This is a genomic window from Enterobacter sp. GD03975 (assembly GCF_029838645.1).
GTDB lineage: Bacteria > Pseudomonadota > Gammaproteobacteria > Enterobacterales > Enterobacteriaceae > Enterobacter > Enterobacter quasihormaechei.
The window spans coordinates 147,993-171,028 of sequence record NZ_JAOBZC010000002.1; the positions used below are offsets into that span (position 1 = coordinate 147,993).

General features: G+C 55.6%; 19 protein-coding genes, 7 tRNA genes and 1 pseudogene. 25 read left to right on the plus strand and 2 right to left on the minus strand.

Annotated features, from left to right (window positions below; genetic code table 11):
* The first annotated feature begins 165 nt into the window (after positions 1 to 165).
* From asnB to N5C09_RS04380, 8 genes are all read left to right on the plus strand, one after another.
* Positions 166 to 1,830 carry an asparagine synthase B gene (asnB, locus tag N5C09_RS04345; protein ID WP_279748521.1) on the plus strand — a complete coding sequence of 555 codons (1,665 nt, stop codon included), beginning with the start codon at positions 166 to 168 and terminating at the stop codon, positions 1,828 to 1,830.
* A gap of 225 nt (positions 1,831 to 2,055) precedes the next feature.
* A tRNA-Met gene (locus N5C09_RS04350) sits at positions 2,056 to 2,132 on the plus strand.
* A gap of 8 nt (positions 2,133 to 2,140) precedes the next feature.
* A tRNA-Leu gene (locus tag N5C09_RS04355) sits at positions 2,141 to 2,225 on the plus strand.
* 23 nt (positions 2,226 to 2,248) lie between these two features.
* Positions 2,249 to 2,323: transfer RNA gene (locus N5C09_RS04360), tRNA-Gln, on the plus strand.
* Positions 2,324 to 2,355: 32 nt separating this feature from the next.
* A tRNA-Gln gene (locus N5C09_RS04365) sits at positions 2,356 to 2,430 on the plus strand.
* 17 nt (positions 2,431 to 2,447) lie between these two features.
* A tRNA-Met gene (locus N5C09_RS04370) sits at positions 2,448 to 2,524 on the plus strand.
* Positions 2,525 to 2,565: 41 nt separating this feature from the next.
* A tRNA-Gln gene (locus N5C09_RS04375) sits at positions 2,566 to 2,640 on the plus strand.
* 34 nt (positions 2,641 to 2,674) lie between these two features.
* A tRNA-Gln gene (locus N5C09_RS04380) sits at positions 2,675 to 2,749 on the plus strand.
* A 108-nt stretch (positions 2,750 to 2,857) separates the two neighbouring features.
* Here the strand turns inward: N5C09_RS04380 and ubiF are convergent.
* Positions 2,858 to 4,033 (minus strand): 3-demethoxyubiquinol 3-hydroxylase, encoded by a 1,176-nt coding sequence (gene ubiF / locus N5C09_RS04385; RefSeq protein WP_279748522.1) that lies wholly within the window; start codon positions 4,031 to 4,033, stop codon positions 2,858 to 2,860.
* A 135-nt stretch (positions 4,034 to 4,168) separates the two neighbouring features.
* Here ubiF and miaB point away from each other — a divergent pair, with 135 nt between their 5' ends.
* The 10 genes from miaB to rihA all read left to right on the plus strand — a co-directional run bounded on the left by miaB (position 4,169) and on the right by rihA (position 14,440).
* Complete coding sequence (miaB, locus tag N5C09_RS04390) at positions 4,169 to 5,593, plus strand: tRNA (N6-isopentenyl adenosine(37)-C2)-methylthiotransferase MiaB (protein ID WP_063449370.1); 1,425 nt, start codon at positions 4,169 to 4,171, stop codon at positions 5,591 to 5,593.
* Positions 5,594 to 5,756: 163 nt separating this feature from the next.
* Positions 5,757 to 6,803, plus strand: a complete 1,047-nt coding sequence (locus tag N5C09_RS04395) for a PhoH family protein (protein ID WP_022647440.1) — start codon at positions 5,757 to 5,759, stop codon at positions 6,801 to 6,803.
* A complete protein-coding gene (gene ybeY / locus N5C09_RS04400) occupies positions 6,800 to 7,267 on the plus strand; it encodes an rRNA maturation RNase YbeY (protein ID WP_003858677.1) in 468 nt (155 codons plus the stop codon). The genes N5C09_RS04395 and ybeY overlap by 4 nt, the downstream gene beginning before the upstream one ends.
* Before the next feature lie 84 nt (positions 7,268 to 7,351).
* Positions 7,352 to 8,230 carry a CNNM family magnesium/cobalt transport protein CorC gene (gene corC, locus N5C09_RS04405; protein ID WP_003858679.1) on the plus strand — a complete coding sequence of 293 codons (879 nt, stop codon included), beginning with the start codon at positions 7,352 to 7,354 and terminating at the stop codon, positions 8,228 to 8,230.
* Positions 8,231 to 8,235: 5 nt separating this feature from the next.
* Entirely contained in the window at positions 8,236 to 9,774 is a 1,539-nt protein-coding gene (lnt, locus tag N5C09_RS04410) for an apolipoprotein N-acyltransferase (protein ID WP_279748523.1), read from the plus strand.
* 403 nt (positions 9,775 to 10,177) lie between these two features.
* Entirely contained in the window at positions 10,178 to 11,083 is a 906-nt protein-coding gene (locus N5C09_RS04415; protein ID WP_003858681.1) for an amino acid ABC transporter substrate-binding protein, read from the plus strand.
* A 155-nt stretch (positions 11,084 to 11,238) separates the two neighbouring features.
* The gene (gltJ, locus tag N5C09_RS04420) at positions 11,239 to 11,979 is read left to right on the plus strand and encodes a glutamate/aspartate ABC transporter permease GltJ (protein ID WP_015571133.1); all 741 of its coding nucleotides are present in this window, start codon (positions 11,239 to 11,241) and stop codon (positions 11,977 to 11,979) included.
* Positions 11,979 to 12,653 (plus strand): glutamate/aspartate ABC transporter permease GltK, encoded by a 675-nt coding sequence (gene gltK / locus N5C09_RS04425; protein WP_022647437.1) that lies wholly within the window; start codon positions 11,979 to 11,981, stop codon positions 12,651 to 12,653. Before gltJ ends, gltK begins: the two co-directional genes overlap by 1 nt.
* Complete coding sequence (locus N5C09_RS04430) at positions 12,653 to 13,378, plus strand: amino acid ABC transporter ATP-binding protein (protein ID WP_006809622.1); 726 nt, start codon at positions 12,653 to 12,655, stop codon at positions 13,376 to 13,378. Before gltK ends, N5C09_RS04430 begins: the two co-directional genes overlap by 1 nt.
* Before the next feature lie 120 nt (positions 13,379 to 13,498).
* Positions 13,499 to 14,440: a pyrimidine-specific ribonucleoside hydrolase RihA gene (rihA, locus tag N5C09_RS04435; protein ID WP_279748524.1), complete on the plus strand. Its 942-nt coding sequence runs from the start codon at positions 13,499 to 13,501 to the stop codon at positions 14,438 to 14,440.
* A 54-nt stretch (positions 14,441 to 14,494) separates the two neighbouring features.
* Here rihA and N5C09_RS04440 read toward each other — a convergent pair whose 3' ends face one another.
* Positions 14,495 to 14,977: a zinc ribbon-containing protein gene (locus N5C09_RS04440; RefSeq protein WP_107535661.1), complete on the minus strand. Its 483-nt coding sequence runs from the start codon at positions 14,975 to 14,977 to the stop codon at positions 14,495 to 14,497.
* Between the two features lie 214 nt (positions 14,978 to 15,191).
* On the opposite strand from N5C09_RS04440, the gene leuS reads away from it, so the two are divergent.
* From leuS to mrdA, 7 genes and pseudogenes are all read left to right on the plus strand, one after another.
* The gene (leuS, locus tag N5C09_RS04445; RefSeq protein ID WP_063449373.1) at positions 15,192 to 17,774 is read left to right on the plus strand and encodes a leucine--tRNA ligase; all 2,583 of its coding nucleotides are present in this window, start codon (positions 15,192 to 15,194) and stop codon (positions 17,772 to 17,774) included.
* 14 nt (positions 17,775 to 17,788) lie between these two features.
* Positions 17,789 to 18,298 (plus strand): annotated as a pseudogene (gene lptE, locus N5C09_RS04450) (LPS assembly lipoprotein LptE); the annotation flags it as partial.
* A gap of 59 nt (positions 18,299 to 18,357) precedes the next feature.
* Positions 18,358 to 19,389: a DNA polymerase III subunit delta gene (holA, locus tag N5C09_RS04455; RefSeq protein WP_107534920.1), complete on the plus strand. Its 1,032-nt coding sequence runs from the start codon at positions 18,358 to 18,360 to the stop codon at positions 19,387 to 19,389.
* Complete coding sequence (nadD, locus tag N5C09_RS04460; protein WP_063866080.1) at positions 19,382 to 20,047, plus strand: nicotinate-nucleotide adenylyltransferase; 666 nt, start codon at positions 19,382 to 19,384, stop codon at positions 20,045 to 20,047. Before holA ends, nadD begins: the two co-directional genes overlap by 8 nt.
* Before the next feature lie 268 nt (positions 20,048 to 20,315).
* A complete protein-coding gene (rsfS, locus tag N5C09_RS04465; RefSeq protein WP_003858696.1) occupies positions 20,316 to 20,633 on the plus strand; it encodes a ribosome silencing factor in 318 nt (105 codons plus the stop codon).
* A gap of 3 nt (positions 20,634 to 20,636) precedes the next feature.
* Positions 20,637 to 21,104, plus strand: a complete 468-nt coding sequence (gene rlmH, locus N5C09_RS04470; RefSeq protein ID WP_003858701.1) for a 23S rRNA (pseudouridine(1915)-N(3))-methyltransferase RlmH — start codon at positions 20,637 to 20,639, stop codon at positions 21,102 to 21,104.
* A gap of 28 nt (positions 21,105 to 21,132) precedes the next feature.
* On the plus strand, positions 21,133 to 23,034 hold the full coding sequence (gene mrdA, locus N5C09_RS04475; RefSeq protein ID WP_063449377.1) for a peptidoglycan DD-transpeptidase MrdA: 1,902 nt from the start codon (positions 21,133 to 21,135) through the stop codon (positions 23,032 to 23,034).
* Positions 23,035 to 23,036 lie beyond the last annotated feature (2 nt).

The following is a 23,036-nucleotide window of genomic DNA, read 5'->3' on the forward strand; positions in this document are numbered from 1 at the left end:
TAATCATCAATAAAATCGCCTTCGGCATGCTCTATTTTTAAGATTCGGCAATCGTCATTGCACTATTTACGTTTTCACCCGTAAAACGCTTGCGCGCCCTCCCCCTTTTGCGGCATTTTCATAAGCAAGCAACATCACAATGCAACAGGGTTAACGGAGAAGGTTATGTGTTCTATTTTTGGCGTACTGGATATTAAAACTGACGCGGGCGAACTGCGTAAAAAAGCACTCGAATTGTCCCGCCTGATGCGCCATCGCGGTCCGGACTGGTCAGGCGTTTATGCCAGCGATAAAGCGATCCTGGCTCACGAACGTCTCTCCATTGTTGACGTCAACGCCGGTGCACAGCCGCTGTATAATGAGAAAAAAACGCACGCGCTGGCTGTTAACGGTGAAATTTACAACCATCAGGCGCTGCGCGCCGAGTACGGTGACCGCTACGCCTTTCAGACCGGTTCTGACTGTGAAGTGATCCTGGCGCTGTATCAGGAGAAAGGCCCGGAGTTCCTCGACGAGCTGCAAGGCATGTTTGCCTTCGCGCTGTACGACAGCGAAAAAGACGCTTATCTGATTGGCCGTGACCATATCGGTATTATCCCGCTGTACATGGGGCACGATGAACACGGCAACTTCTACGTTGCTTCAGAGATGAAAGCGCTGGTACCGGTTTGTCGCACCATTAAAGAGTTCCCGGCGGGCAGCTACCTCTGGAGTAAAGACGGCGAGATCCGCCCTTATTACCAGCGCGACTGGTTTGACTATGACGCGGTCAAAGACAACGTGACGGATAAAGCCGAACTGCGTCAGGCGCTGGAAGAGTCCGTGAAGAGCCACCTGATGTCTGACGTGCCGTACGGCGTTCTGCTCTCCGGCGGCCTGGACTCCTCCGTGATCTCCGCGATCACCAAAAAATTCGCCGCCCGTCGCGTGGAAGATCAGGAGCGTTCCGAAGCCTGGTGGCCGCAGCTGCACTCCTTTGCCGTGGGTCTTGAAGGGGCACCTGACCTGAAGGCTGCCCAGGAAGTGGCGAACCATCTGGGCACCGTGCACCACGAAATTCACTTCACCGTGCAGGAAGGCCTGGACGCGATCCGTGACGTGATCTATCACATTGAAACCTACGATGTGACCACCATTCGCGCCTCCACGCCGATGTACCTGATGTCGCGTAAGATCAAGGCGATGGGCATCAAGATGGTGCTCTCCGGCGAAGGTTCTGACGAAGTGTTTGGCGGTTATCTTTATTTCCATAAAGCGCCAAACGCCAAAGAGCTGCATGAAGAGACGGTGCGTAAGCTACAGGCGCTGCACATGTTTGACTGCGCGCGCGCCAACAAGGCCATGTCCGCCTGGGGCGTGGAAGCCCGCGTGCCGTTCCTCGATAAGAAATTCCTCGACGTGGCAATGCGCATCAACCCGCAGGATAAAATGTGCGGCAACGGCAAAATGGAAAAACATATCCTGCGCGAATGTTTTGAATCCTATCTGCCGGCGAGCGTGGCGTGGCGTCAGAAAGAGCAGTTCTCCGATGGCGTAGGCTACAGCTGGATCGACACCCTGAAAGAGGTGGCGGCGAAGCAGGTTTCTGACCAACAGCTGGAAACCGCGAGCTTCCGCTTCCCGTACAACACGCCGGGCTCAAAAGAGGCGTATCTGTACCGTGAGATCTTCGAAGAACTGTTCCCGGTTCCAAGCGCAGCCGAGTGCGTACCGGGGGGGCCATCGGTCGCCTGCTCGTCTGCCAAAGCCATTGAATGGGATGAATCTTTCAAAGCCATGAACGATCCATCAGGACGTGCGGTAGGCGTTCACCAGGCTGCTTATAAATAATGTCCAGACCATAATCAGGCCCTCCGGGGCCTGAATTTTTTGCCTCTCTTTTCCCCGCATAAAAACGATTAATAACCAATAATTGTCGAATATTCGGCCTCGCTGTTCGCAACCTAACCAAACAGTCACATTCCGGCTATTTTCATTGAAAAAGGTGTTGACGCTGCAAGGGTCTATACGCATAATGCGCCCCGCAACGCCGATAAGGTAACGCGAAAAAAAGATGGCTACGTAGCTCAGTTGGTTAGAGCACATCACTCATAATGATGGGGTCACAGGTTCGAATCCCGTCGTAGCCACCATCTTTTTTGCGGGAGTGGCGAAATTGGTAGACGCACCAGATTTAGGTTCTGGCGCCGCAAGGTGTGCGAGTTCAAGTCTCGCCTCCCGCACCATTCCCAGGTAAGCGTTGCACGGATGGGGTATCGCCAAGCGGTAAGGCACCGGTTTTTGATACCGGCATTCCCTGGTTCGAATCCAGGTACCCCAGCCATATTTCTTCGATCATGCGGTTCTCCGCGGTATTGGGGTATCGCCAAGCGGTAAGGCACCGGTTTTTGATACCGGCATTCCCTGGTTCGAATCCAGGTACCCCAGCCATCGAAGATTGCAGTACTGGCTACGTAGCTCAGTTGGTTAGAGCACATCACTCATAATGATGGGGTCACAGGTTCGAATCCCGTCGTAGCCACCATATTTACGTTATCGAATACCATTCGGTAAACTGAACATTGTTGGGGTATCGCCAAGCGGTAAGGCACCGGATTCTGATTCCGGCATTCCGAGGTTCGAATCCTCGTACCCCAGCCACTTTAAAGTCGTTAAGCCTTTTGTTTAACGCAATTGGGGTGTCGCCAAGCGGTAAGGCTCTGGTTTCTGATACCAGCATTCCGGGGTTCGAATCCCTGCACCCCAGCCACTTAAAACAAAAAAGCCCGCTCTGCGGGCTTTTTTGTTTTTGTTGCTCAGAATAGTGCGGCCTGATGCCCTCACCCTACCCCTCTCCCACGGGGAGAGGGAATTAAGATTAGAGTCCGAGGGCGTATTTCAGGGCCTGACGCTTCAGGCCACCGGCACGCTCTGCCGCCATCAGTCCGATATTTCGCAATATCCGCACCGGACCCACGTCATTGCTGAACCCGGCATAGAACAGATCCATTCCCGACTGCATAACGAAGTTATCCGCCATCCGGCGCGTCTGGTAGCGCTTGAGTACCTGATGGCTGGCCCAGACTTCCGCGTGAGCGCGTGCGTTGCCCAGCACGTCCAGTAGCGCATCGACGTCACGGTATCCCAGGTTAACCCCCTGCCCCGCCAGCGGATGTATGGTGTGCGCCGCGTCCCCCACCAGCGCCAGCCCTTCACGGGCATATTGCAACGCGTGGCGTCGCATCAGCGGGAATGCACCGGCAGCAACCGGCGTTACGTTCCCCAGACGGCTCGGGAAGTGCTGCTGGATTTCACGCTGCAACTGCGCCATTGACAGCCCCTGCAACTGCCGAATACGCGCCGGTTTGTCGTACCACACCAGCGAAGCCCAGTTATCAAACAGCGGCAAGAATGCATGCGGGCCGTTCGGCGTAAAATGCTGCCAGGTGCTTTCGCCCGGTGCGTTTTCTGACTGAACGGTGATCAGCATACAGGACTGCTGATACTGCCAGGCATGGATCCCAATGCCTGCCATCTGCCTGACCTGCGAGTTCGCGCCATCTGCCCCCACCACCAGCTTCACGGCCAGCTCGTCGTCGTTGTCCAGCGTCAGGTGATATCCGCTTTCCTGACGATGCAGGGCTTTCAGCGAGGCCGGAACGCGCAGCGTCACCTTCGGATGCGCCTCCAGCGCCTGCCAGAGCGCCTGCTGGAGCACGTTGTTTTCCACCATATAACCCAGGCGCGGCAGTTTCAGCTCGGCGGCGTCAAACGACACGTGGGCATTTTCCCACTCCCAGGTTTCAAGACGGCTGTAGGGATGCGCGCGCATCGCCAGCACCGTCTCCCAGACGCCCAGCCCGCGAAGCAGATCAACAGACGCCGCGCTGATGGCGGAAATACGCACGTCCGGCTTGCTGGCAGGATCGAATGCCGGCGGAGCCGCCTGTTCAATAACGGTTACATCAAATCCCTGCTGCGCCAGCCCCAGCGCCAGTGCGCCGCCGACCATACCGCCGCCGACAACGGCAACTTCGGTGTTCAGGAGTGTCATGGTCACTATTCCTTATTGGAGAATGCCTTAAGTTTACCGGATTTTTGCGGTCCTGAGGTTGACAACCTTCATACTGGTCACAACCGCACCAAAGCATTACAATACGCGGCTTGCAATCCTGAGCTGAGCAAGTCGATGACTAAAAAACTCCATATAAAAACCTGGGGCTGTCAGATGAACGAATACGATTCATCCAAGATGGCCGATCTGCTGGATACCACCCACGGATACCAGCTGACTGAAAATGCGAAAGAAGCCGATGTGCTGCTGCTGAACACCTGTTCAATTCGTGAAAAAGCACAGGAAAAAGTCTTTCATGTGTTAGGCCGCTGGAAGCTTCTCAAACGGAAAAATCCGGACCTGATCATTGGCGTGGGTGGCTGCGTGGCATCGCAGGAAGGTAAGCTGATCCGCCAGAGAGCCCCCTATGTGGATATCGTCTTTGGCCCTCAGACCCTGCACCGTCTGCCAGAGATGATCAATCAGGTTCGCGGCAATCGCAGCCCGGTGGTTGACGTGAGCTTCCCGGAGATCGAGAAATTTGACCGTCTGCCAGAGCCGCGCGCGGATGGCCCGACCGCTTTCGTCTCCATCATGGAAGGCTGTAACAAATACTGTACTTACTGCGTGGTGCCTTATACCCGCGGTGAAGAGGTGAGCCGCCCGGCGGACGATATTCTGTTTGAAATCGCTCAGCTTGCCGCCCAGGGCGTACGAGAAGTGAACCTGCTGGGCCAGAACGTTAACGCCTGGCGCGGTGAGAACTACGACGGCACCACGGGCAGCTTTGCTGAACTGCTGCGACTGGTGGCGGCGATTGACGGCATCGACCGCATTCGCTTTACCACCAGCCATCCGATGGAATTTACCGACGACATCATCGACGTCTACCGCGATACGCCGGAGCTGGTGAGCTTCCTGCACCTGCCGATTCAGTGCGGCTCTGATCGCGTGCTGAACCTGATGGGCCGTCCACACACGGTGCTGGAGTATAAATCCACCATCCGCAAGCTGCGTGAAGCGCGCCCGGATATCCAGATTAGCTCCGACTTCATCGTCGGCTTCCCTGGCGAAACCGCTGACGACTTCGAGCGCACCATGAAGCTCATCGGCGACGTGAATTTCGACGTCAGCTACAGCTTCATCTTCTCCGCGCGCCCGGGCACGCCTGCTGCCGATATGGTTGACGACGTGCCGGAAGAAGAGAAAAAACAGCGTCTGTATATTTTGCAGGAGCGTATCAACCAGCAGGCCAACGCGTGGAGCCGTCGCATGCTCGGCACCGTCCAGCGTATTCTGGTGGAAGGCACTTCCCGTAAGAGCATCATGGAACTGTCCGGTCGAACCGAAAATAACCGCGTGGTGAACTTTGAAGGCACCCCGGACATGATCGGTAAATTTGTGGACGTTGAGATTGTCGAAGTGCTGACTAATTCCCTGCGCGGGAAGCTGGTGCGCACCGAGGACGAAATGGGTCTGCGCATCGCACAGACGCCTGAATCCGTCATCTCTCGTACCCGCAAAGTCAACGATTCTGGCGTAGGTATTTACCAGCCATAATCCTTCTGGCCTGCCCTCCTGGCAGGCCTTGTATTTCCTCTCATCACCCCCAATATCTACCGCAACGCTTGCGCCTTTATTCTATGGCGTGAATAATTTCGGTAATGACCGTTTTATTACGCCGTGTGGCCACAGGTCAGTTAACCAATTAAAGAGGAACAGTTTGAACATAGATACGCGTGAAATTAGCCTTGAGCCCGCAGACAACGCTCGCCTGCTGAGCCTGTGCGGGCCGTTTGATGACAACATCAAACAACTGGAGCGACGTCTGGGTATCGAAATCAATCGTCGCGATAACCATTTCAAACTCACCGGACGCCCAATCTGCGTCAACGCCGCGGCAGATATTCTCCGCAGCCTGTATGTTGATACCGCCCCGATGCGCGGCGAAATTCAGGATATTGAGCCTGAACAGATCCACCTTGCCATCAAAGAGGCGCGCGTGCTCGAGCAGAGCGCCGAGAGCGTGCCGGACTACGGTAAGGCCATCAATATTAAGACCAAGCGCGGCGTCATCAAGCCGCGTACGCCTAACCAGGCGCAGTACATCGCCAACATTCTTGACCATGACATCACCTTCGGCGTGGGTCCGGCGGGGACGGGTAAAACCTATCTGGCCGTTGCTGCGGCGGTAGATGCGCTCGAGCGTCAGGAGATCCGCCGTATCCTGCTGACCCGTCCTGCCGTAGAAGCCGGTGAGAAACTCGGCTTCCTGCCGGGCGATTTGAGTCAGAAAGTGGACCCTTACCTGCGCCCGCTGTACGACGCGCTGTTCGAAATGCTCGGCTTCGAGAAAGTTGAAAAGCTCATTGAGCGTAACGTGATTGAAGTCGCCCCGCTGGCCTACATGCGTGGCCGTACGCTTAACGACGCGTTCATCATTCTGGATGAGAGCCAGAACACCACCATCGAACAGATGAAGATGTTCCTGACGCGTATCGGCTTTAACTCGAAAGCGGTTATCACCGGTGACGTGACCCAGATTGACCTGCCGCGCAACACCAAATCGGGTCTGCGTCACGCCATCGAAGTGCTGGCCGAAGTAGACGAAATCAGCTTTAACTTCTTCCACAGTGAAGATGTGGTACGCCATCCGGTCGTCGCGCGTATCGTTAACGCTTATGAGGCCTGGGAAGAGGCCGATCAGAAGCGCAGGGCCGAACTGGCCGCAGAACGTAAGCGCGAAGCGCAGGAGCATGAACAGAAATGAGTCAGGTGATCCTCGATTTACAGCTGGCCTGTGAAGATAATTCCGGCATGCCAGAAGAGGCACAGTTTCAGAAATGGCTGGATGCGGTTATCCCTCAGTTTCAGGAAGAATCAGAAGTCACGATTCGCCTGGTGGATGAAGCGGAAAGCCATGAGCTCAACCTGACCTATCGCGGGAAAGATAAGCCGACCAACGTGCTCTCTTTCCCGTTCGAAGCGCCTCCGGGTATTGAGATGCCGCTGCTGGGCGATCTGATCATCTGCCGTCAGGTGGTTGAGCAGGAAGCCAAAGAGCAGCAAAAGCCGCTGGAAGCACACTGGGCACACATGGTGGTGCACGGTAGCCTGCATCTTCTGGGTTACGACCATATCGAAGATGACGAAGCGGAAGAGATGGAATCCCTCGAGACAGAGATAATGCTTGCTCTGGGCTATGAGGATCCGTACATTGCCGAGAAAGAATAGTCAGTCACTGACTACCATGCCGCCGCGCAGGGATAGAGCGCGGCGGTTAACGTTGAACTAACAAGAGAACCCTTAACAAACGCCATGAGCGACGACAATTCACACAGTAGCGACACGACAACCACAAAAAAGGGATTTTTCTCCCTCATTCTGAACCAGCTTTTCCACGGCGAACCCAAAAACCGTGATGAACTGCTGGAGCTGATTCGTGATTCCGGGCAGAACGATCTTATCGATGAAGATACGCGCGAAATGCTCGAAGGGGTGATGGACATCGCCGACCAGCGCGTTCGCGACATCATGATCCCCCGCTCGCAGATGATCACCCTGAAACGCAACCAGACGCTGGACGAGTGCCTCGATGTGATTATCGAATCGGCTCACTCGCGCTTCCCGGTCATCAGCGAAGATAAAGATCACATCGAAGGGATTTTGATGGCGAAAGATCTGCTGCCGTTTATGCGCAGCGATGCCGAAGCCTTCAGTATGGAAAAAGTGTTACGTCCGGCCGTCGTTGTGCCGGAAAGTAAACGTGTGGATCGGATGCTGAAGGAGTTTCGCTCCCAGCGCTACCACATGGCGATTGTTATTGATGAATTTGGCGGCGTTTCCGGTCTGGTTACAATCGAGGACATCCTTGAGCTGATCGTGGGCGAAATTGAAGATGAGTATGACGAAGAAGAGGATATCGACTTCCGTCAGTTGAGCCGCCACACCTGGACCGTGCGCGCGCTGGCCTCCATTGAAGACTTCAACGACACCTTCGGCACCAGCTTCAGCGATGAAGAAGTGGACACCATTGGCGGTCTGGTGATGCAGGCCTTCGGCCATCTTCCGGCCCGCGGTGAAACCGTTGACATCGATGGTTACCAGTTCAAGGTCGCAATGGCTGACAGCCGACGTATTATTCAGGTTCACGTCAGAATGCCGGACGACTCACCGGTGCCAAAACTGGAAGATTAATGTAAATGGCATTTGCCCCATTATTAGAACGCCAGCGCGTCCGTTTGCTGCTGGCGCTGTTACTCGGAGCCAGCGGTACGCTGGCTTTTTCTCCTTACGATATCTGGCCTGCCGCTCTTCTCTCCCTGATGGGGCTACAGGGTCTTACCCTGAACCGTCGCCCGGTACAGGCCGCGGCCATCGGCTACTTCTGGGGGCTGGGGCTGTTCGGCTCTGGCATCAACTGGGTCTACGTCAGTATCGCGCAATTTGGCGGAATGCCGGGGCCGGTTAACGTCTTCCTGGTTGTGCTGCTCGCCGCGTATCTGTCGCTCTACACCGGCCTGTTCGCGGGTGTCCTTTCTCGTCTGTGGCCTAAAACCAGCTGGCTGCGCGTGGCGATAGCCGCTCCCGTTGTCTGGCAAATCACCGAATTTCTGCGCGGCTGGGTACTGACCGGCTTTCCGTGGTTGCAGTTCGGCTATAGCCAGATAGACGGCCCGCTGAAAGGTCTGGCTCCCGTCATGGGCGTGGAGGCGATCAACTTCCTGTTAATGGCGGTCAGCGGCCTGCTGGTGCTGGCCCTGGTGACACGTAACGGGAAGCCGCTGGTTGTCGCACTGATCCTGTTTGCCCTGCCCTTCCCGCTGCGCTATATCCAGTGGTACACGCTGGAGCCCGCGCGCGCCACGCAGGTTTCTCTGGTGCAGGGCGATATCCCGCAGTCACTGAAATGGGATGAGAATCAGCTGCTGAACACGCTGAAAATCTACGCCAACGCCACCGAAGAGGTGATGGGCAAATCACAGCTCATCATCTGGCCTGAGTCTGCGATCCCGGACCTGGAGATCAATCAGCAGCCCTTCCTGAAGATGATGGACGATTTGCTGCGCGCCCGCGGCAGTACGCTGATTACCGGCATTGTGGATGCGCGTCTGAACCAGCAGAACCGCTATGACACCTACAACGCGATCATTACGCTCGGTAAGGACAGCGAATACAGCTATACCTCTACCAATCGCTACAACAAAAACCACCTTGTACCGTTTGGCGAGTTTGTTCCGCTGGAGTCGATTCTGCGACCGCTGGCACCGTTCTTCGATTTGCCGATGTCCTCGTTCAGCCGCGGCCCGTACGTTCAGCCGCAGCTTCACGCGCACGGTTTTGCCCTGACGGCCGCCATTTGCTACGAGATTATCCTCGGCGAGCAGGTGCGCGATAACTTCCGCCCGGACACCGACTATCTGCTGACCATCTCAAACGACGCCTGGTTCGGTAAATCGATTGGCCCGTGGCAGCACTTCCAGATGGCGCGAATGCGTTCTCTGGAGCTGGCGCGTCCGCTGCTGCGTAGCACCAATAACGGCATCACCGCCGTGATTGGCCCGCAGGGCGAAATCCAGGCCATGATCCCGCAGTTCACCCGTGAAGTGCTGACAACCAAAGTTACGCCTGCCTCGGGCCTGACGCCGTACGCCCGCACCGGCAACTGGCCGCTGTGGATCCTGACCGCGCTGTTCGGCTTTGGCGCCGTGCTGATGAGCCTGCGTCAGCGTCGTCGCTAGTCTAACCTTCTGTTGCCGGGTGGCGCTGACGCTTACCCGGCCTACATTTTTACTCCCGCAGGTCGGTTAAGGCGTCGCCGCCACCCGACAATTTCCTCCCAACCCTTCAATTCTGGCACGCCTGTTGCTTTATTTCTTCACGCAAACGCTGTCTGGCTTAACGTGCAACCCTGTCGCACCAGCATCGATCGCCGGTGGCACCGAAACGGTGCAACGGGAGATTATTGCCTCGGAATGGTGCGGCGCGCTTCGCAAAAATAAACAATAACGCAGCAAAATCTTTACATTAAGCCAGACTAAATGTTAACAAGCTTGCATAACACTGCACTCGCATTGCGCGAGATATAACAACATCACAATGGGTATCTATGCGTCACTGGCGCTGATAAGAAAGGAGTTGGGTATGCAATTACGTAAACTGGCCACAGCAATGCTGGTTATGGGAATGTCTGCGGGCGTCGTCCACGCTGAAGACGCTCCGGCAGCGGGAAGCACTCTCGACAAGATTGCCAAAAACGGCGTGATCGTGGTCGGCCACCGTGAATCTTCTGTCCCGTTCTCTTACTACGACAACACGCAAAAAGTCGTGGGCTATTCACAGGATTACTCCAACGCCATCGTTGAAGCCGTGAAGAAAAAGCTGAACAAACCTGACCTGCAAGTGAAGCTGATCCCCATCACTTCACAGAACCGTATCCCTCTGCTGCAAAACGGCACGTTTGATTTTGAGTGTGGCTCGACCACCAACAATCTTGAACGTCAGAAACAGGCCGCTTTCTCCGATACCATCTTCGTTGTGGGCACTCGCCTGCTGACGAAAAAAGGCGGCGATATCAAAGACTTTGCTGACCTGAAAGGCAAAGCGGTTGTCGTGACCTCCGGTACCACATCCGAAGTACTGCTGCACAAGCTGAACGACGAGAAGAAAATGGACATGCGCATCATCAGCGCGAAAGACCACGGCGACTCCTTCCGTACCCTGGAAAGCGGTCGTGCTGTCGCGTTTATGATGGATGACGCCCTGCTGGCGGGCGAACGCGCGAAGGCGAAGAAACCAGACAACTGGGAAATCGTCGGAACCGCGCAGTCGAAAGAAGCTTACGGCTGTATGCTGCGTAAAGGCGATGAAGATTTCAAAAAGCTGATCGATGACACCATCGCTCAGGCGCAAACCTCTGGCGAAGCGGCAAAATGGTTCGACAAGTGGTTCAAGAACCCTATTCCACCAAAAAACCTGAACATGAACTTTGAACTGTCTGACGACATGAAAGCGCTGTTCAAATCACCAAACGATAAAGCTCTTAACTAATTAGAACGACAGGGGCGGGATCTCCTGCCCTCTCGATTGTCGGGAAGCATGGACAGACTATACGTTGAGTGGTCGTTCCCCACTCAGCGCAAAAATTGAGCTTCTCACCAATCTTCGAGGGTAGCGCTGCTACCCTCTTTTTTCTGGAGTTTACTATGTCAATTGACTGGAACTGGGGCATCTTTCTGCAACAAGCCCCGTTCGGCAACACCACCTATCTCGGCTGGCTGTGGAGCGGCTTTCAGGTTACCGTTGCGCTATCGATAACGGCGTGGATTATCGCGTTTCTTGTCGGTTCGCTGTTCGGTATTCTGCGTACCGTCCCTAACCGTTTTCTCTCTTCAATTGGCACGCTCTATGTGGAACTGTTCCGTAACGTTCCGCTGATCGTGCAGTTCTTTACCTGGTATCTGGTGATCCCGGAACTGCTGCCGGAAGATCTCGGCATGTGGTTCAAGGCAGAACTGGATCCTAACGTACAGTTCTTTGTCTCTTCCATGCTGTGTCTGGGGCTGTTCACCGCTGCGCGCGTCTGCGAGCAGGTACGTGCCGCCATACAGTCACTGCCGCGCGGGCAAAAGAATGCGGCACTGGCGATGGGCCTGACCCTGCCACAGGCCTACCGTTACGTCCTGTTGCCTAACGCTTACCGCGTCATCGTTCCGCCAATGACCTCCGAAATGATGAACCTGGTGAAAAACTCGGCCATCGCCTCAACCATTGGCCTGGTCGATATGGCGGCGCAGGCGGGTAAGCTGCTGGATTACTCCGCTCACGCGTGGGAATCCTTCACGGCGATCACGCTCGCGTATGTTCTGATTAACGCTTTCATCATGCTGGTGATGAACCTGGTTGAACGCAAAGTACGCCTGCCGGGCAATCTGGGGGGCAAATAATGTACGAATTTGACTGGAGTTCCATTGTTCCCTCCATGCCCTATCTGCTGGATGGACTGGCAATTACCTTAAAGATCACCGTTATCGCTATTATTGTCGGTATTGTCTGGGGCACCCTGCTGGCGGTGATGCGCCTGTCGAGCTTTAAGCCGCTCGCCTGGTTCGCCACGGCTTACGTTAACGTGTTCCGCTCCATCCCGCTGGTCATGGTGCTGCTGTGGTTTTACCTGATTGTTCCCGGCTTCTTACAGAACGTGCTGGGTCTGTCGCCGAAAACCGATATCCGCCTGATCTCTGCCATGGTGGCGTTTTCCATGTTTGAAGCCGCCTACTACTCCGAGATCATCCGCGCCGGTATTCAGAGTATCTCGCGCGGGCAGTCCAGCGCTGCGCTGGCGCTCGGTATGACGCATTGGCAGTCCATGAAGCTGATTATTCTGCCGCAGGCGTTTCGCGCCATGGTTCCGCTGCTGCTGACGCAAGGCATCGTCCTGTTCCAGGATACCTCCCTGGTCTACGTGCTGAGCCTGGCAGACTTCTTCCGTACCGCCTCCACCATTGGCGAACGTGACGGAACGCAGGTTGAGATGATCCTCTTCGCGGGCGGGGTCTATTTTGTGATTAGTTTAAGCGCATCGCTGTTGGTCAGCTGGCTGAAGAAAAGGACCGTATAATGATTTCCCTGAAAAATGTTTCTAAATGGTATGGGCACTTTCAGGTGCTGACCGACTGCTCAACAGAAGTGAAAAAAGGCGATGTGGTGGTGGTCTGCGGCCCGTCCGGTTCCGGTAAGTCTACGCTTATCAAAACCGTTAATGGTCTGGAACCTGTCCAGCAGGGCGAGATTGTCGTTAACGGCACCAAAGTGAACGACCGTAAAACCAACCTTGCCCAGCTTCGCTCCCACGTGGGCATGGTGTTCCAGCATTTTGAGCTGTTCCCGCACCTGTCGATCATTGAAAACCTGACGCTTGCGCAGGTGAAAGTGCTGAAGCGCGATAAAAAAGCGGCGCGCGAAAAAGGGCTGAAGTTACTGGAACGCGTCGGGCTCTCTGCGCATGCGGATAAGTTTCCGGCACAGCTTTCGGGCGGCCAGCAGCAGCGCGTGGCAATCGCGCGGGCGCTGTGTATGGATCCGGTGGCGATGCTGTTCGATGAACCGACTTCTGCACTCGATCCTGAAATGATCAACGAAGTGCTGGACGTGATGGTGGAGCTGGCGCACGAAGGGATGACCATGATGGTGGTGACGCACGAAATGGGCTTCGCCCGTAAAGTGGCCAACCGCGTGATCTTCATGGATGAAGGGAAAATCGTTGAAGACTCGCCGAAAGAAGAGTTCTTCGCGAATCCGAAATCCGAACGCGCTAAAGACTTCCTCGCTAAAATCCTGCATTAATCTTTTCAGTGCGCAATCTGCGGATTGCGCACTGCTTCACGCTTTAGATCTCTTTTTCTATTCGGCGTCACATCGCAGCGTTAACCTTGTCACAAAATAATGCTAAGAATGGAGAACGCTATGGCACACCCTATAATTATCGACTGCGATCCGGGTCATGATGACGCGATCGCGCTCGTCCTCGCGCTTGCCTCCCCTGAACTGGACGTCAAAGCTGTCACCTCCTCCGCCGGGAACCAGACGCCGGATAAAACCTTGCGAAACGTGTTGCGCATGCTGACGCTGCTGAAACGCACCGATATTCCGGTCGCAGGCGGCGCCATTAAGCCGCTGATGCGCGAGCTGATCATTGCGGACAACGTTCACGGTGAAAGCGGGCTGGATGGCCCGGCACTGCCGGAGCCAGGTTTCGCACCGCAAGACTGCACTGCCGTCGAGCTAATGGCGAAGATACTGCGTGAAAGCGCAGAGCCGGTGACGCTGGTGGCTACCGGCCCGCAGACCAACGTTGCGCTTCTGCTGAACAGCCATCCTGAACTGCACAGCAACATCGCCCGTATCGTCATCATGGGCGGGTCAATGGGGCTGGGGAACTGGACGCCTGCGGCCGAATTCAACATCTTTGTTGACCCGGAAGCGGCGGAGATCGTCTTCCAGTCGGGCCTGCCGATTGTGATGGCGGGGCTGGACGTGACGCATCGGGCACAGATTATGGCAGACGATATTGAATGCTTCCGCGCCGTGGGCAACCCGGTTGCAACGACCGTGGCCGAGCTGCTCGACTTCTTTATGGAGTATCACAAAGCTGAGAAGTGGGGCTTCCACGGCGCGCCGCTGCACGACCCATGCACCATAGCCTGGCTGCTGAAGCCGGAGATGTTTACCACGGTGGATCGCTGGGTTGGCGTGGAGACGCAGGGGAAATATACCCAAGGAATGACGGTGGTAGACTATTACTCATTGACGGGAAACAAGCCGAATACGACGGTAATGGTGGATATTGATCGGGAAGCGTTTGTGGATCTGCTGGCGGAGAGGCTGGCTTATTATTCTGCGGCCTGATGCCCTCACCCTGGCCCTCTCCCACGGGGAGAGGGAATAAACCTGCGCTTTTACTTATGGCTCAAACGGGCGACGCTGGAACTGGTCGTGACCGCATTTCGGACACAGCGACAGCACCTCCGGCGTATAAACGGCCATATGGTGGTGGCACTTCTCACACACCAGATTCCCCAGCCCCACCACTTCGCCGCTGTGATAGACACCGTGGTGGTTTAAATCCTGGAACACCTCGCGCCACTCCAGCTGGGTTTTATCGGTAATATCCGCCAGCTCCTGCCACAGACTCTCTTTAATGACCCGCATAAAAACGCTGTCGGCGATCTCGTCCTGACTCTCTTCGTAGCTTCGCGCAAACTCTTCCAGGTCACGGCGCACGGCGCGCGTCACCTCTTCCACTTCGGTTCGCGTTAACTCACCCGTTTGCGTCACGCGTGCGCGTGCCTGTTCGACCAGCGCGTCGATATCGCGCTCGCCGTTACGCAGCCGTTCCGTCAGTGTGGCCATCAGTTCACGGTAAAATTGAGCAACCTTGTTCATCATTTTGCCTCCCGGGTAAGTAACTGTCTCTAATAATAGACCTTATTTCGTCACCGCTTTGTCAGGTGAAGCACAGACCCGGTAAATTCCTGCAAAGTGCATTTGCGTGAAAGGCTGTTTTGACGCGGGCGTTTGGGCTATGCTATGCGGATCTGAATTACCACATCCATTGGCTACATTTGTAGCTGTATTGAACACAGGACCACTGGCTGCCATGCAAGAGCAATACCGCCCGGAAGAGATAGAATCAAAAGTCCAGCAACACTGGGACGAGAAGCGCACCTTTGAAGTAACCGAAGACGAGAGCAAAGAGAAGTATTACTGCCTGTCGATGCTTCCCTATCCTTCTGGTCGACTACACATGGGCCATGTGCGTAACTACACCATCGGTGATGTGATTGCACGCTACCAGCGTATGCTGGGCAAAAACGTTCTTCAGCCTATCGGCTGGGATGCGTTCGGCCTGCCTGCTGAAGGCGCGGCGGTGAAAAACAACACGGCACCGGCTCCGTGGACGTACGACAACATCGCGTACATGAAAAATCAGCTGAAAATGCTGGGCTTTGGCTACGACTGGAGCCGCGAGCTGGCTACCTGTACTCCAGAATATTATCGCTGGGAGCAGAAGTTCTTCACCGAGCTGTATAAAAAAGGCCTGGTCTACAAGAAAACGTCCGCCGTTAACTGGTGCCCGAATGACCAGACCGTACTGGCGAACGAGCAGGTTATCGACGGCTGCTGCTGGCGCTGCGACACCAAAGTTGAGCGTAAAGAGATCCCGCAGTGGTTTATCAAAATCACCGCCTACGCTGACGAGCTGCTGAACGATCTGGACACTCTGGATCACTGGCCTGACACCGTTAAAACCATGCAGCGCAACTGGATTGGCCGTTCCGAAGGCGTTGAAATCACCTTCAACGTAGAAAACTACGACCAGACCCTGACTGTCTACACCACCCGTCCGGACACCTTCATGGGTGCGACTTACCTTGCCGTGGCTGCGGGTCACCCGCTGGCACAAAAAGCAGCGGAAAACAATCCGGAGCTGGCAACCTTCATCGACGAATGCCGCAACACGAAAGTGGCCGAAGCCGACATGGCGACGATGGAGAAAAAAGGCGTTGATACCGGCTTCAAAGCAATTCACCCGCTGACGGGCGAAGCCATCCCGGTCTGGGCAGCGAACTTCGTGCTGATGGAATACGGTACGGGCGCAGTGATGGCCGTGCCGGGCCACGATCAGCGTGACTACGAATTTGCTACCAAATACGGCCTGAACATCAAGCCTGTGATCCTGGCGGCTGACGGTTCTGAACCTGACCTCTCCGAGCAGGCGCTGACCGAAAAAGGCACCCTATTTAACTCCGGTGAGTTTAGCGGCCTGAGCTTCGAAGAGGGCTTCAACGCCATCGCCGACAGACTGGCCTCGCTGGGCGTGGGCGAGCGTAAAGTGAACTACCGTCTGCGCGACTGGGGCGTTTCCCGCCAGCGTTACTGGGGTGCGCCAATCCCTATGGTGACCCTGGAAGACGGCACCGTCATGCCAACCCCGGAAGATCAGCTGCCGGTGATCCTGCCGGAAGACGTGGTCATGGACGGTATCACCAGCCCGATCAAAGCCGATCCTGAGTGGGCCAAAACCACCGTCAACGGTCAGCCAGCGCTGCGTGAAACCGACACCTTCGACACCTTCATGGAGTCCTCCTGGTACTACGCGCGCTACACCTGCCCGCAGTACAAAGAAGGCATGCTGGATTCCGACGCGGCAAACTACTGGCTGCCGGTAGACATCTACATCGGCGGTATTGAACACGCCATCATGCACCTGCTCTACTTCCGCTTCTTCCACAAACTGATGCGTGACGCAGGCCTGGTCAATTCCAACGAGCCAGCAAAACAGCTGCTGTGTCAGGGGATGGTGCTGGCAGATGCGTTCTACTATGTTGGCGCGAACGGCGAGCGTAACTGGGTTTCTCCCGTTGATGCGATTGTCGAACGTGACGAGAAAGGCCGTATTGTGAAGGCGAAAGACGCTGAAGGTCATGAACTGGTTTATACCGGCATGAGCAAGATGTCCAAGTCTAAAAATAACGGCATCGACCCGCAGGTGATGGTTGAGCGTTACGGTGCAGACACCGTGCGTCTGTTCATGATGTTCGCATCTCCGGCAGACATGACCCTGGAGTGGCAGGAATCCGGTGTTGAAGGGGCCAACCGCTTCCTGAAACGCGTCTGGAAACTGGTTTACGAGCACACCTCTCAGGGCGATGCGCCAGCGCTGAACGTAGCTGCACTGACTGAAGATCAGCAGGCGCTGCGTCGTGATGTTCATAAAACCATTGCGAAAGTCACCGACGATATTGGTCGTCGTCAGACCTTCAATACCGCAATTGCGGCTATTATGGAACTGATGAACAAGCTGGCGAAAGCTCCGCAGGACGGCGAGCAGGATCGCGCGTTAATGCGTGAAGCGCTGCTGGCGGTCGTTCGCATGCTGAACCCGTTCACACCGCACGTTAGCTTTACGCTGTGGCAAGAGCTGAAAGGCGAAGGCGATATCGACAACGCGCCGTGGCCAGTGGCTGATGAATCCGCTATGGTGGAAAACACCACGCTGGTGGTGGTGCAGGTTAACGGTAAAGTGCGCGGTAAAATCACCGTCGCGGTCGACGCAACCGAAGAACAGGTTCGCGAGCGCGCAGGCCAGGAACATCTGGTCGCGAAATACCTTGAGGGCGTTACCGTACGTAAAGTGATCTACGTACCGGGTAAACTGCTGAATCTGGTCGTTGGCTAAGCGCGGGAGGAAACGTGCGACAACTGGCAACAATACTCTTATCTCTGGCGGTGCTCGTCACCGCTGGCTGCGGCTGGCACCTGCGCAACACCACGGCAGTGCCTGCGCAGATGAAAACGATGATCTTCGACTCATCCGATCCGAACGGACCGCTGAGCCGGGCCATTCGTAACCAGCTGCGTTTGAACGATGTTAAGCTGATCGAGAAGGGAACCCTGCGTCAGGATGTTCCTTCGCTTCGCGTCCTGAAATCAACGCTGTCACAAGACACGGCGTCGATCTTCCAGGATGGTCGAACCGCGGAATATCAAATGGTGCTTACCGTTGATGCGGCCGTCTTAATGCCGGGTAAAGATATTTACCCTATCAACACCAAAGTCTACCGTTCGTTCTTCGATAACCCGCAGACGGCCCTGGCAAAAGACGCTGAACAGCAGATTATCATCAAGGAAATGTATGATAAGGCCGCAGAGCAGCTGATCCGTAGACTGCCTGCCATTGCCGCGTCGTCGAAAAAAGGCGCTGACGTCATCGAAACACCGGATGCCAGCACGCCGGACATGCCAACGTCGCTGGGTAACTGATGATCAGGTTGTATCCTGAACAACTCCGCGCGCAGCTCAACGAAGGGCTGCGCGCGGCCTACCTGCTACTTGGTAACGACCCCCTGTTACTTCAGGAAAGCCTTGATGCTGTTCGCCATGCGGCAGCCGTGCAGGGCTTTGATGAGCATCATACGTTCCAGATCGATAACAGTACCGACTGGAACGCTATCTTCTCGCTATGTCAGGCCATGAGCCTGTTTGCCTCACGTCAGACAATCCAGATCCTGCTGCCAGAGAATGGCCCTAACGCCGCCATCAACGAACAGCTCGCCATGCTGGTCAGCTTGTTACACAGCGATCTGCTGCTGATAGTACGCGGCAACAAACTCACAAAAGCGCAGGAAAACGCGGCCTGGTTTACCCGGCTGGCCACCAGTGCAGTACTGGTTACCTGCCAGACGCCAGAGCAGGCACATCTGCCAAAATGGGTCGCCGCGCGAGCAAAGCAGCACAACCTGCAACTGGACGATGCCGCCAGCCAGCTGCTTTGCTACTGCTATGAAGGCAATCTTCTGGCACTGGCGCAGGCGCTGGACAGGCTCTCCCTGCTGTGGCCGGATGGCAAGCTGACGCTGCCCCGTGTCGAACAGGCGGTGAACGATGCCGCGCACTTTACCCCCTTCCACTGGGTTGATGCGCTGCTGTCGGCGAAAAGTAAGCGTGCCCTGCACATACTGCAACAGCTGCGCCTGGAAGGCAGTGAGCCGGTCATTCTGCTCCGCACGCTCCAGCGCGAACTACTGCTGCTGAACAACCTTAAGCGCCAGTCTGCGCATACGCCCCTGCGCGCCTTATTCGACAAGCATCGCGTGTGGCAGAACCGTCGGGCGATGACCACAGAGGCGATAAACCGCCTGAGCCAGGAGCAGTTGCGTCAGGCCGTGCAGCTGCTGATGCGCGCCGAACTGACGCTGAAACAGGATTACGGCCAGTCCGTCTGGGCGGAGCTGGAGAGCCTCTCTTTACTGCTCTGCCATAAGGCGCTGGCAGACGTATTTATCGATGGGTGATATGCATTCTTTACAGGCAATGTATGGCGGGACCTTCGACCCGGTGCACTATGGGCATCTTAAGCCGGTAGAAATCCTCGCGAATTTGATTGGCTTGCAGCGGGTGATCATCATGCCCAACAATGTTCCGCCGCACCGTCCTCAGCCAGAAGCAACCAGCGAGCAGCGCAAAGCGATGCTCGCGCTGGCTATCGCCGATAAGCCTCTCTTCACGCTTGACGAGCGCGAACTGCGCCGGGATACGCCGTCCTGGACATCGCAAACCCTGCGGGAGTGGCGTGCTGAGCAGGGGCCAGTGAAACCGCTGGCGTTTATCATCGGCCAGGATTCCTTGCTCAACTTCCCCAGCTGGTACCAGTACGAAACCATTCTGGAAAACAGTCACTTGCTGGTCTGCCGCCGTCCGGGCTACCCGCTGACCATGCGTGAACCGCAGCATCAGCAGTGGCTTGACGCGCATCTGACGGACAATATAGAAGACCTTCACAGCCTGCCCGCCGGTAAAATTTACCTCGCCGAGACGCCGTGGTTTGATATTTCCGCAACCCTTATCCGCGAGCGTCTCCAGCAGGGTTTAAACTGTGACGATCTCCTGCCCTTACCTGTGCTGGCCTATATCCACGCACACGGTCTGTATCAGAAAAGTACAGATGCCTGAACATCACCGGCGAAATTGTCTGTTAATGATTATCCTGCCTTGACAGGCTAAGCCATACTGATATCCTCCGCTGCCAGACTTTCCCGCCGATCGTTGCTTTACAGAAATTGTTTTACAAAAATGGCGATGCAATCTCAGGCGGAGGGTGGGATGATACCCGCCTTCAAAAGCCGGGCGGTGACATTTGTCCCGCGACTGGCGTCAGTTCAGGTATACTGGCTGACCACGAATTCACAGTTGTACAATCTCATTCACCCAGGGGGAAAACTTGCAGGGTAAAGCACTCCAGGATTTTGTTATCGACAAAATTGATGACCTGAAAGGTCAGGACATCATCGCTATCGACGTTAAGGGTAAATCCAGCATCACCGACTGCATGATTATCTGCACCGGTACCTCAACTCGTCACGTTGTTTCGATTGCTGACCATGTTGTTCAGGAATCGCGCGCGGCAGGGCTGCTTCCGCTGGGCGTTGAAGGTGAAGCGACCGCTGACTGGGTGGTTGTCGATCTCGGCGATGTGATTGTCCACGTCATGCAGGAAGAGAGCCGTCGCCTGTATGAGCTGGAAAAACTCTGGGGTTAATGCGTGAAGTTGCAACTGGTCGCCGTCGGCACCAAAATGCCGGACTGGGTACAAACCGGTTTTACTGAGTATCTGCGTCGTTTCCCAAAAGATATGCCGTTTGAACTGGTGGAGATCCCAGCAGGAAAGCGCGGCAAGAACGCAGATATCAAACGTATTCTCGATAAAGAGGGAGAGCTGATGCTGGCTGCCGCAGGCAAAAACCGCATCGTGACCCTCGATATCCCGGGCAAGCCCTGGGATACGCCGCAGCTGGCGCACGAACTGGAGCGCTGGAAGCAGGACGGTCGTGACGTCAGTCTGTTGATTGGCGGACCAGAGGGGTTATCTCCCGCCTGCAAAGCGGCAGCAGAACAAAGTTGGTCACTCTCTGCGCTGACGCTGCCCCACCCGCTCGTGCGGGTTCTCGTGGCAGAAAGTTTGTATCGCGCGTGGAGCATCACTACCAACCACCCTTATCACCGCGAGTAATGACTGACCAGGGTAACTTAAGCAGCGGATGAAACTACAGAATTCTTTTCGCGACTATACGGCTGAGTCCGCGCTGTTTGTGCGCCGGGCGCTGGTCGCCTTTACGGGGATTTTGCTGCTTACCGGCGTGCTGATCGCCAACCTCTATAATCTGCAAATTGTCCGCTATACCGATTACCAGACCCGCTCAAACGAAAACCGTATCAAGCTGGTGCCCATCGCGCCCAGCCGCGGCATTATCTACGATCGTAACGGCACCCCGCTGGCGCTAAACCGCACCATCTACCAGATAGAGATGATGCCGGAGAAAGTGGATAACGTGCAGGATACGCTGAACGCGCTGAGAAGCGTTGTCGACCTGAACGATGATGACATCGCGGCGTTCAAAAAAGAGCGCGCACGTTCTCACCGCTTCACCTCCATTCCGGTAAAAACCAACCTGACAGAAGTGCAGGTCGCCCGTTTTGCCGTTAACCAGTACCGTTTCCCCGGCGTGGAAGTCAAAGGCTATAAGCGCCGCTACTATCCTTACGGCTCCGCGCTGACGCACGTGATTGGCTACGTCTCCAAAATCAACGATAAAGACGTCGAACGTCTTGATAAAGACGGCAAGCTGGCTAACTACGCTGCAACCCATGATATCGGCAAGCTGGGCATCGAACGTTACTACGAAGATGTCCTGCACGGCCAGACCGGTTATGAAGAGGTTGAAGTCAACAACCGTGGTCGCGTGATCCGTCAGCTAAAAGAGGTCCCCCCGCAGGCGGGACATGACGTGTATTTGACGCTCGACCTGAAGCTCCAGCAGTATATCGAAACGCTGCTGGCGGGTAGCCGCGCCGCCGTGATCGTGACCGACCCGCGTACCGGCGGCATTCTGGCGATGGTTTCCATGCCAAGCTACGATCCGAACCTCTTCGTGGACGGTATCTCCAGCAAAGATTACTCCGGCCTGCTCAACGATCCAAACACCCCGCTGGTGAACCGCGCTACGCAGGGGGTTTATCCTCCAGCCTCAACGGTTAAACCGTATGTCGCCGTGTCTGCGCTGAGCGCGGGCGTCATTACCCGCAATACCAGCCTGTTTGACCCCGGCTGGTGGCAGTTGCCTGGCTCTGAAAAACGCTACCGCGACTGGAAAAAATGGGGCCATGGCCATCTGAACGTGACCAAATCACTGGAGGAGTCGGCGGATACCTTCTTCTATCAGGTCGCCTACGACATGGGTATTGACCGTCTGTCTGAATGGATGAGCAAATTCGGCTACGGGCATTACACCGGTATAGATTTGGCGGAAGAGCGTTCCGGCAACATGCCAACCCGCGAATGGAAGCAGAAGCGCTTTAAAAAGCCCTGGTATCAGGGTGACACCATTCCGGTGGGGATCGGCCAGGGTTACTGGACGGCAACGCCGCTGCAAATGAACAAGGCGATGATGATCCTTATCAACGATGGCGTAGTGAAAGTGCCGCACCTGCTGCAAAGCACCGTTGAAGACGGCAAAAAAGTGCCGTGGATACAGCCTCATGAGCCACCGGTGGGTGACATTCATTCCGGATTCTGGGAAATCGCGAAAGACGGTATGTACGGCGTAGCCAACCGCCCTAACGGCACGGCGCACAAATATTTCGCTGGCGCACCGTATAAGGTTGCCGCCAAATCGGGTACTGCACAGGTCTTCGGTCTGAAAGCGAATGAAACCTACAACGCCCACAAAATTGCCGAACGTCTGCGTGACCACAAGCTCATGACGGCGTTTGCCCCTTACGATAACCCGCAGGTTGCGGTGGCGATGATTCTGGAAAACGGCGGCGCAGGCCCGGCGGTGGGTACCATCATGCGTCAAATCCTCGACCACATTATGCTGGGTGATAACAACACCGAACTGCCTGCTGAAAACCCGGCAGCCGCTGCGGCGGAGGACCAATAATC

Coding starts and splice junctions, on each gene's coding strand:
- gltK (WP_022647437.1), top strand. CDS start 11,979: ATGTACGAATTTGACTGGAGTTCCATTGTTCCCTCCATGCCCTATCTG.
- mrdA (WP_063449377.1), top strand. CDS start 21,133: ATGAAACTACAGAATTCTTTTCGCGACTATACGGCTGAGTCCGCGCTG.
- corC (WP_003858679.1), top strand. CDS start 7,352: ATGAGCGACGACAATTCACACAGTAGCGACACGACAACCACAAAAAAG.
- N5C09_RS04415 (WP_003858681.1), top strand. CDS start 10,178: ATGCAATTACGTAAACTGGCCACAGCAATGCTGGTTATGGGAATGTCT.
- nadD (WP_063866080.1), top strand. CDS start 19,382: ATGGGTGATATGCATTCTTTACAGGCAATGTATGGCGGGACCTTCGAC.
- miaB (WP_063449370.1), top strand. CDS start 4,169: ATGACTAAAAAACTCCATATAAAAACCTGGGGCTGTCAGATGAACGAA.
- N5C09_RS04440 (WP_107535661.1), bottom strand. CDS start 14,977: ATGAACAAGGTTGCTCAATTTTACCGTGAACTGATGGCCACACTGACG.
- ubiF (WP_279748522.1), bottom strand. CDS start 4,033: ATGACACTCCTGAACACCGAAGTTGCCGTTGTCGGCGGCGGTATGGTC.
- lnt (WP_279748523.1), top strand. CDS start 8,236: ATGGCATTTGCCCCATTATTAGAACGCCAGCGCGTCCGTTTGCTGCTG.
- holA (WP_107534920.1), top strand. CDS start 18,358: ATGATCAGGTTGTATCCTGAACAACTCCGCGCGCAGCTCAACGAAGGG.
- N5C09_RS04430 (WP_006809622.1), top strand. CDS start 12,653: ATGATTTCCCTGAAAAATGTTTCTAAATGGTATGGGCACTTTCAGGTG.
- asnB (WP_279748521.1), top strand. CDS start 166: ATGTGTTCTATTTTTGGCGTACTGGATATTAAAACTGACGCGGGCGAA.
- gltJ (WP_015571133.1), top strand. CDS start 11,239: ATGTCAATTGACTGGAACTGGGGCATCTTTCTGCAACAAGCCCCGTTC.
- ybeY (WP_003858677.1), top strand. CDS start 6,800: ATGAGTCAGGTGATCCTCGATTTACAGCTGGCCTGTGAAGATAATTCC.
- leuS (WP_063449373.1), top strand. CDS start 15,192: ATGCAAGAGCAATACCGCCCGGAAGAGATAGAATCAAAAGTCCAGCAA.
- rihA (WP_279748524.1), top strand. CDS start 13,499: ATGGCACACCCTATAATTATCGACTGCGATCCGGGTCATGATGACGCG.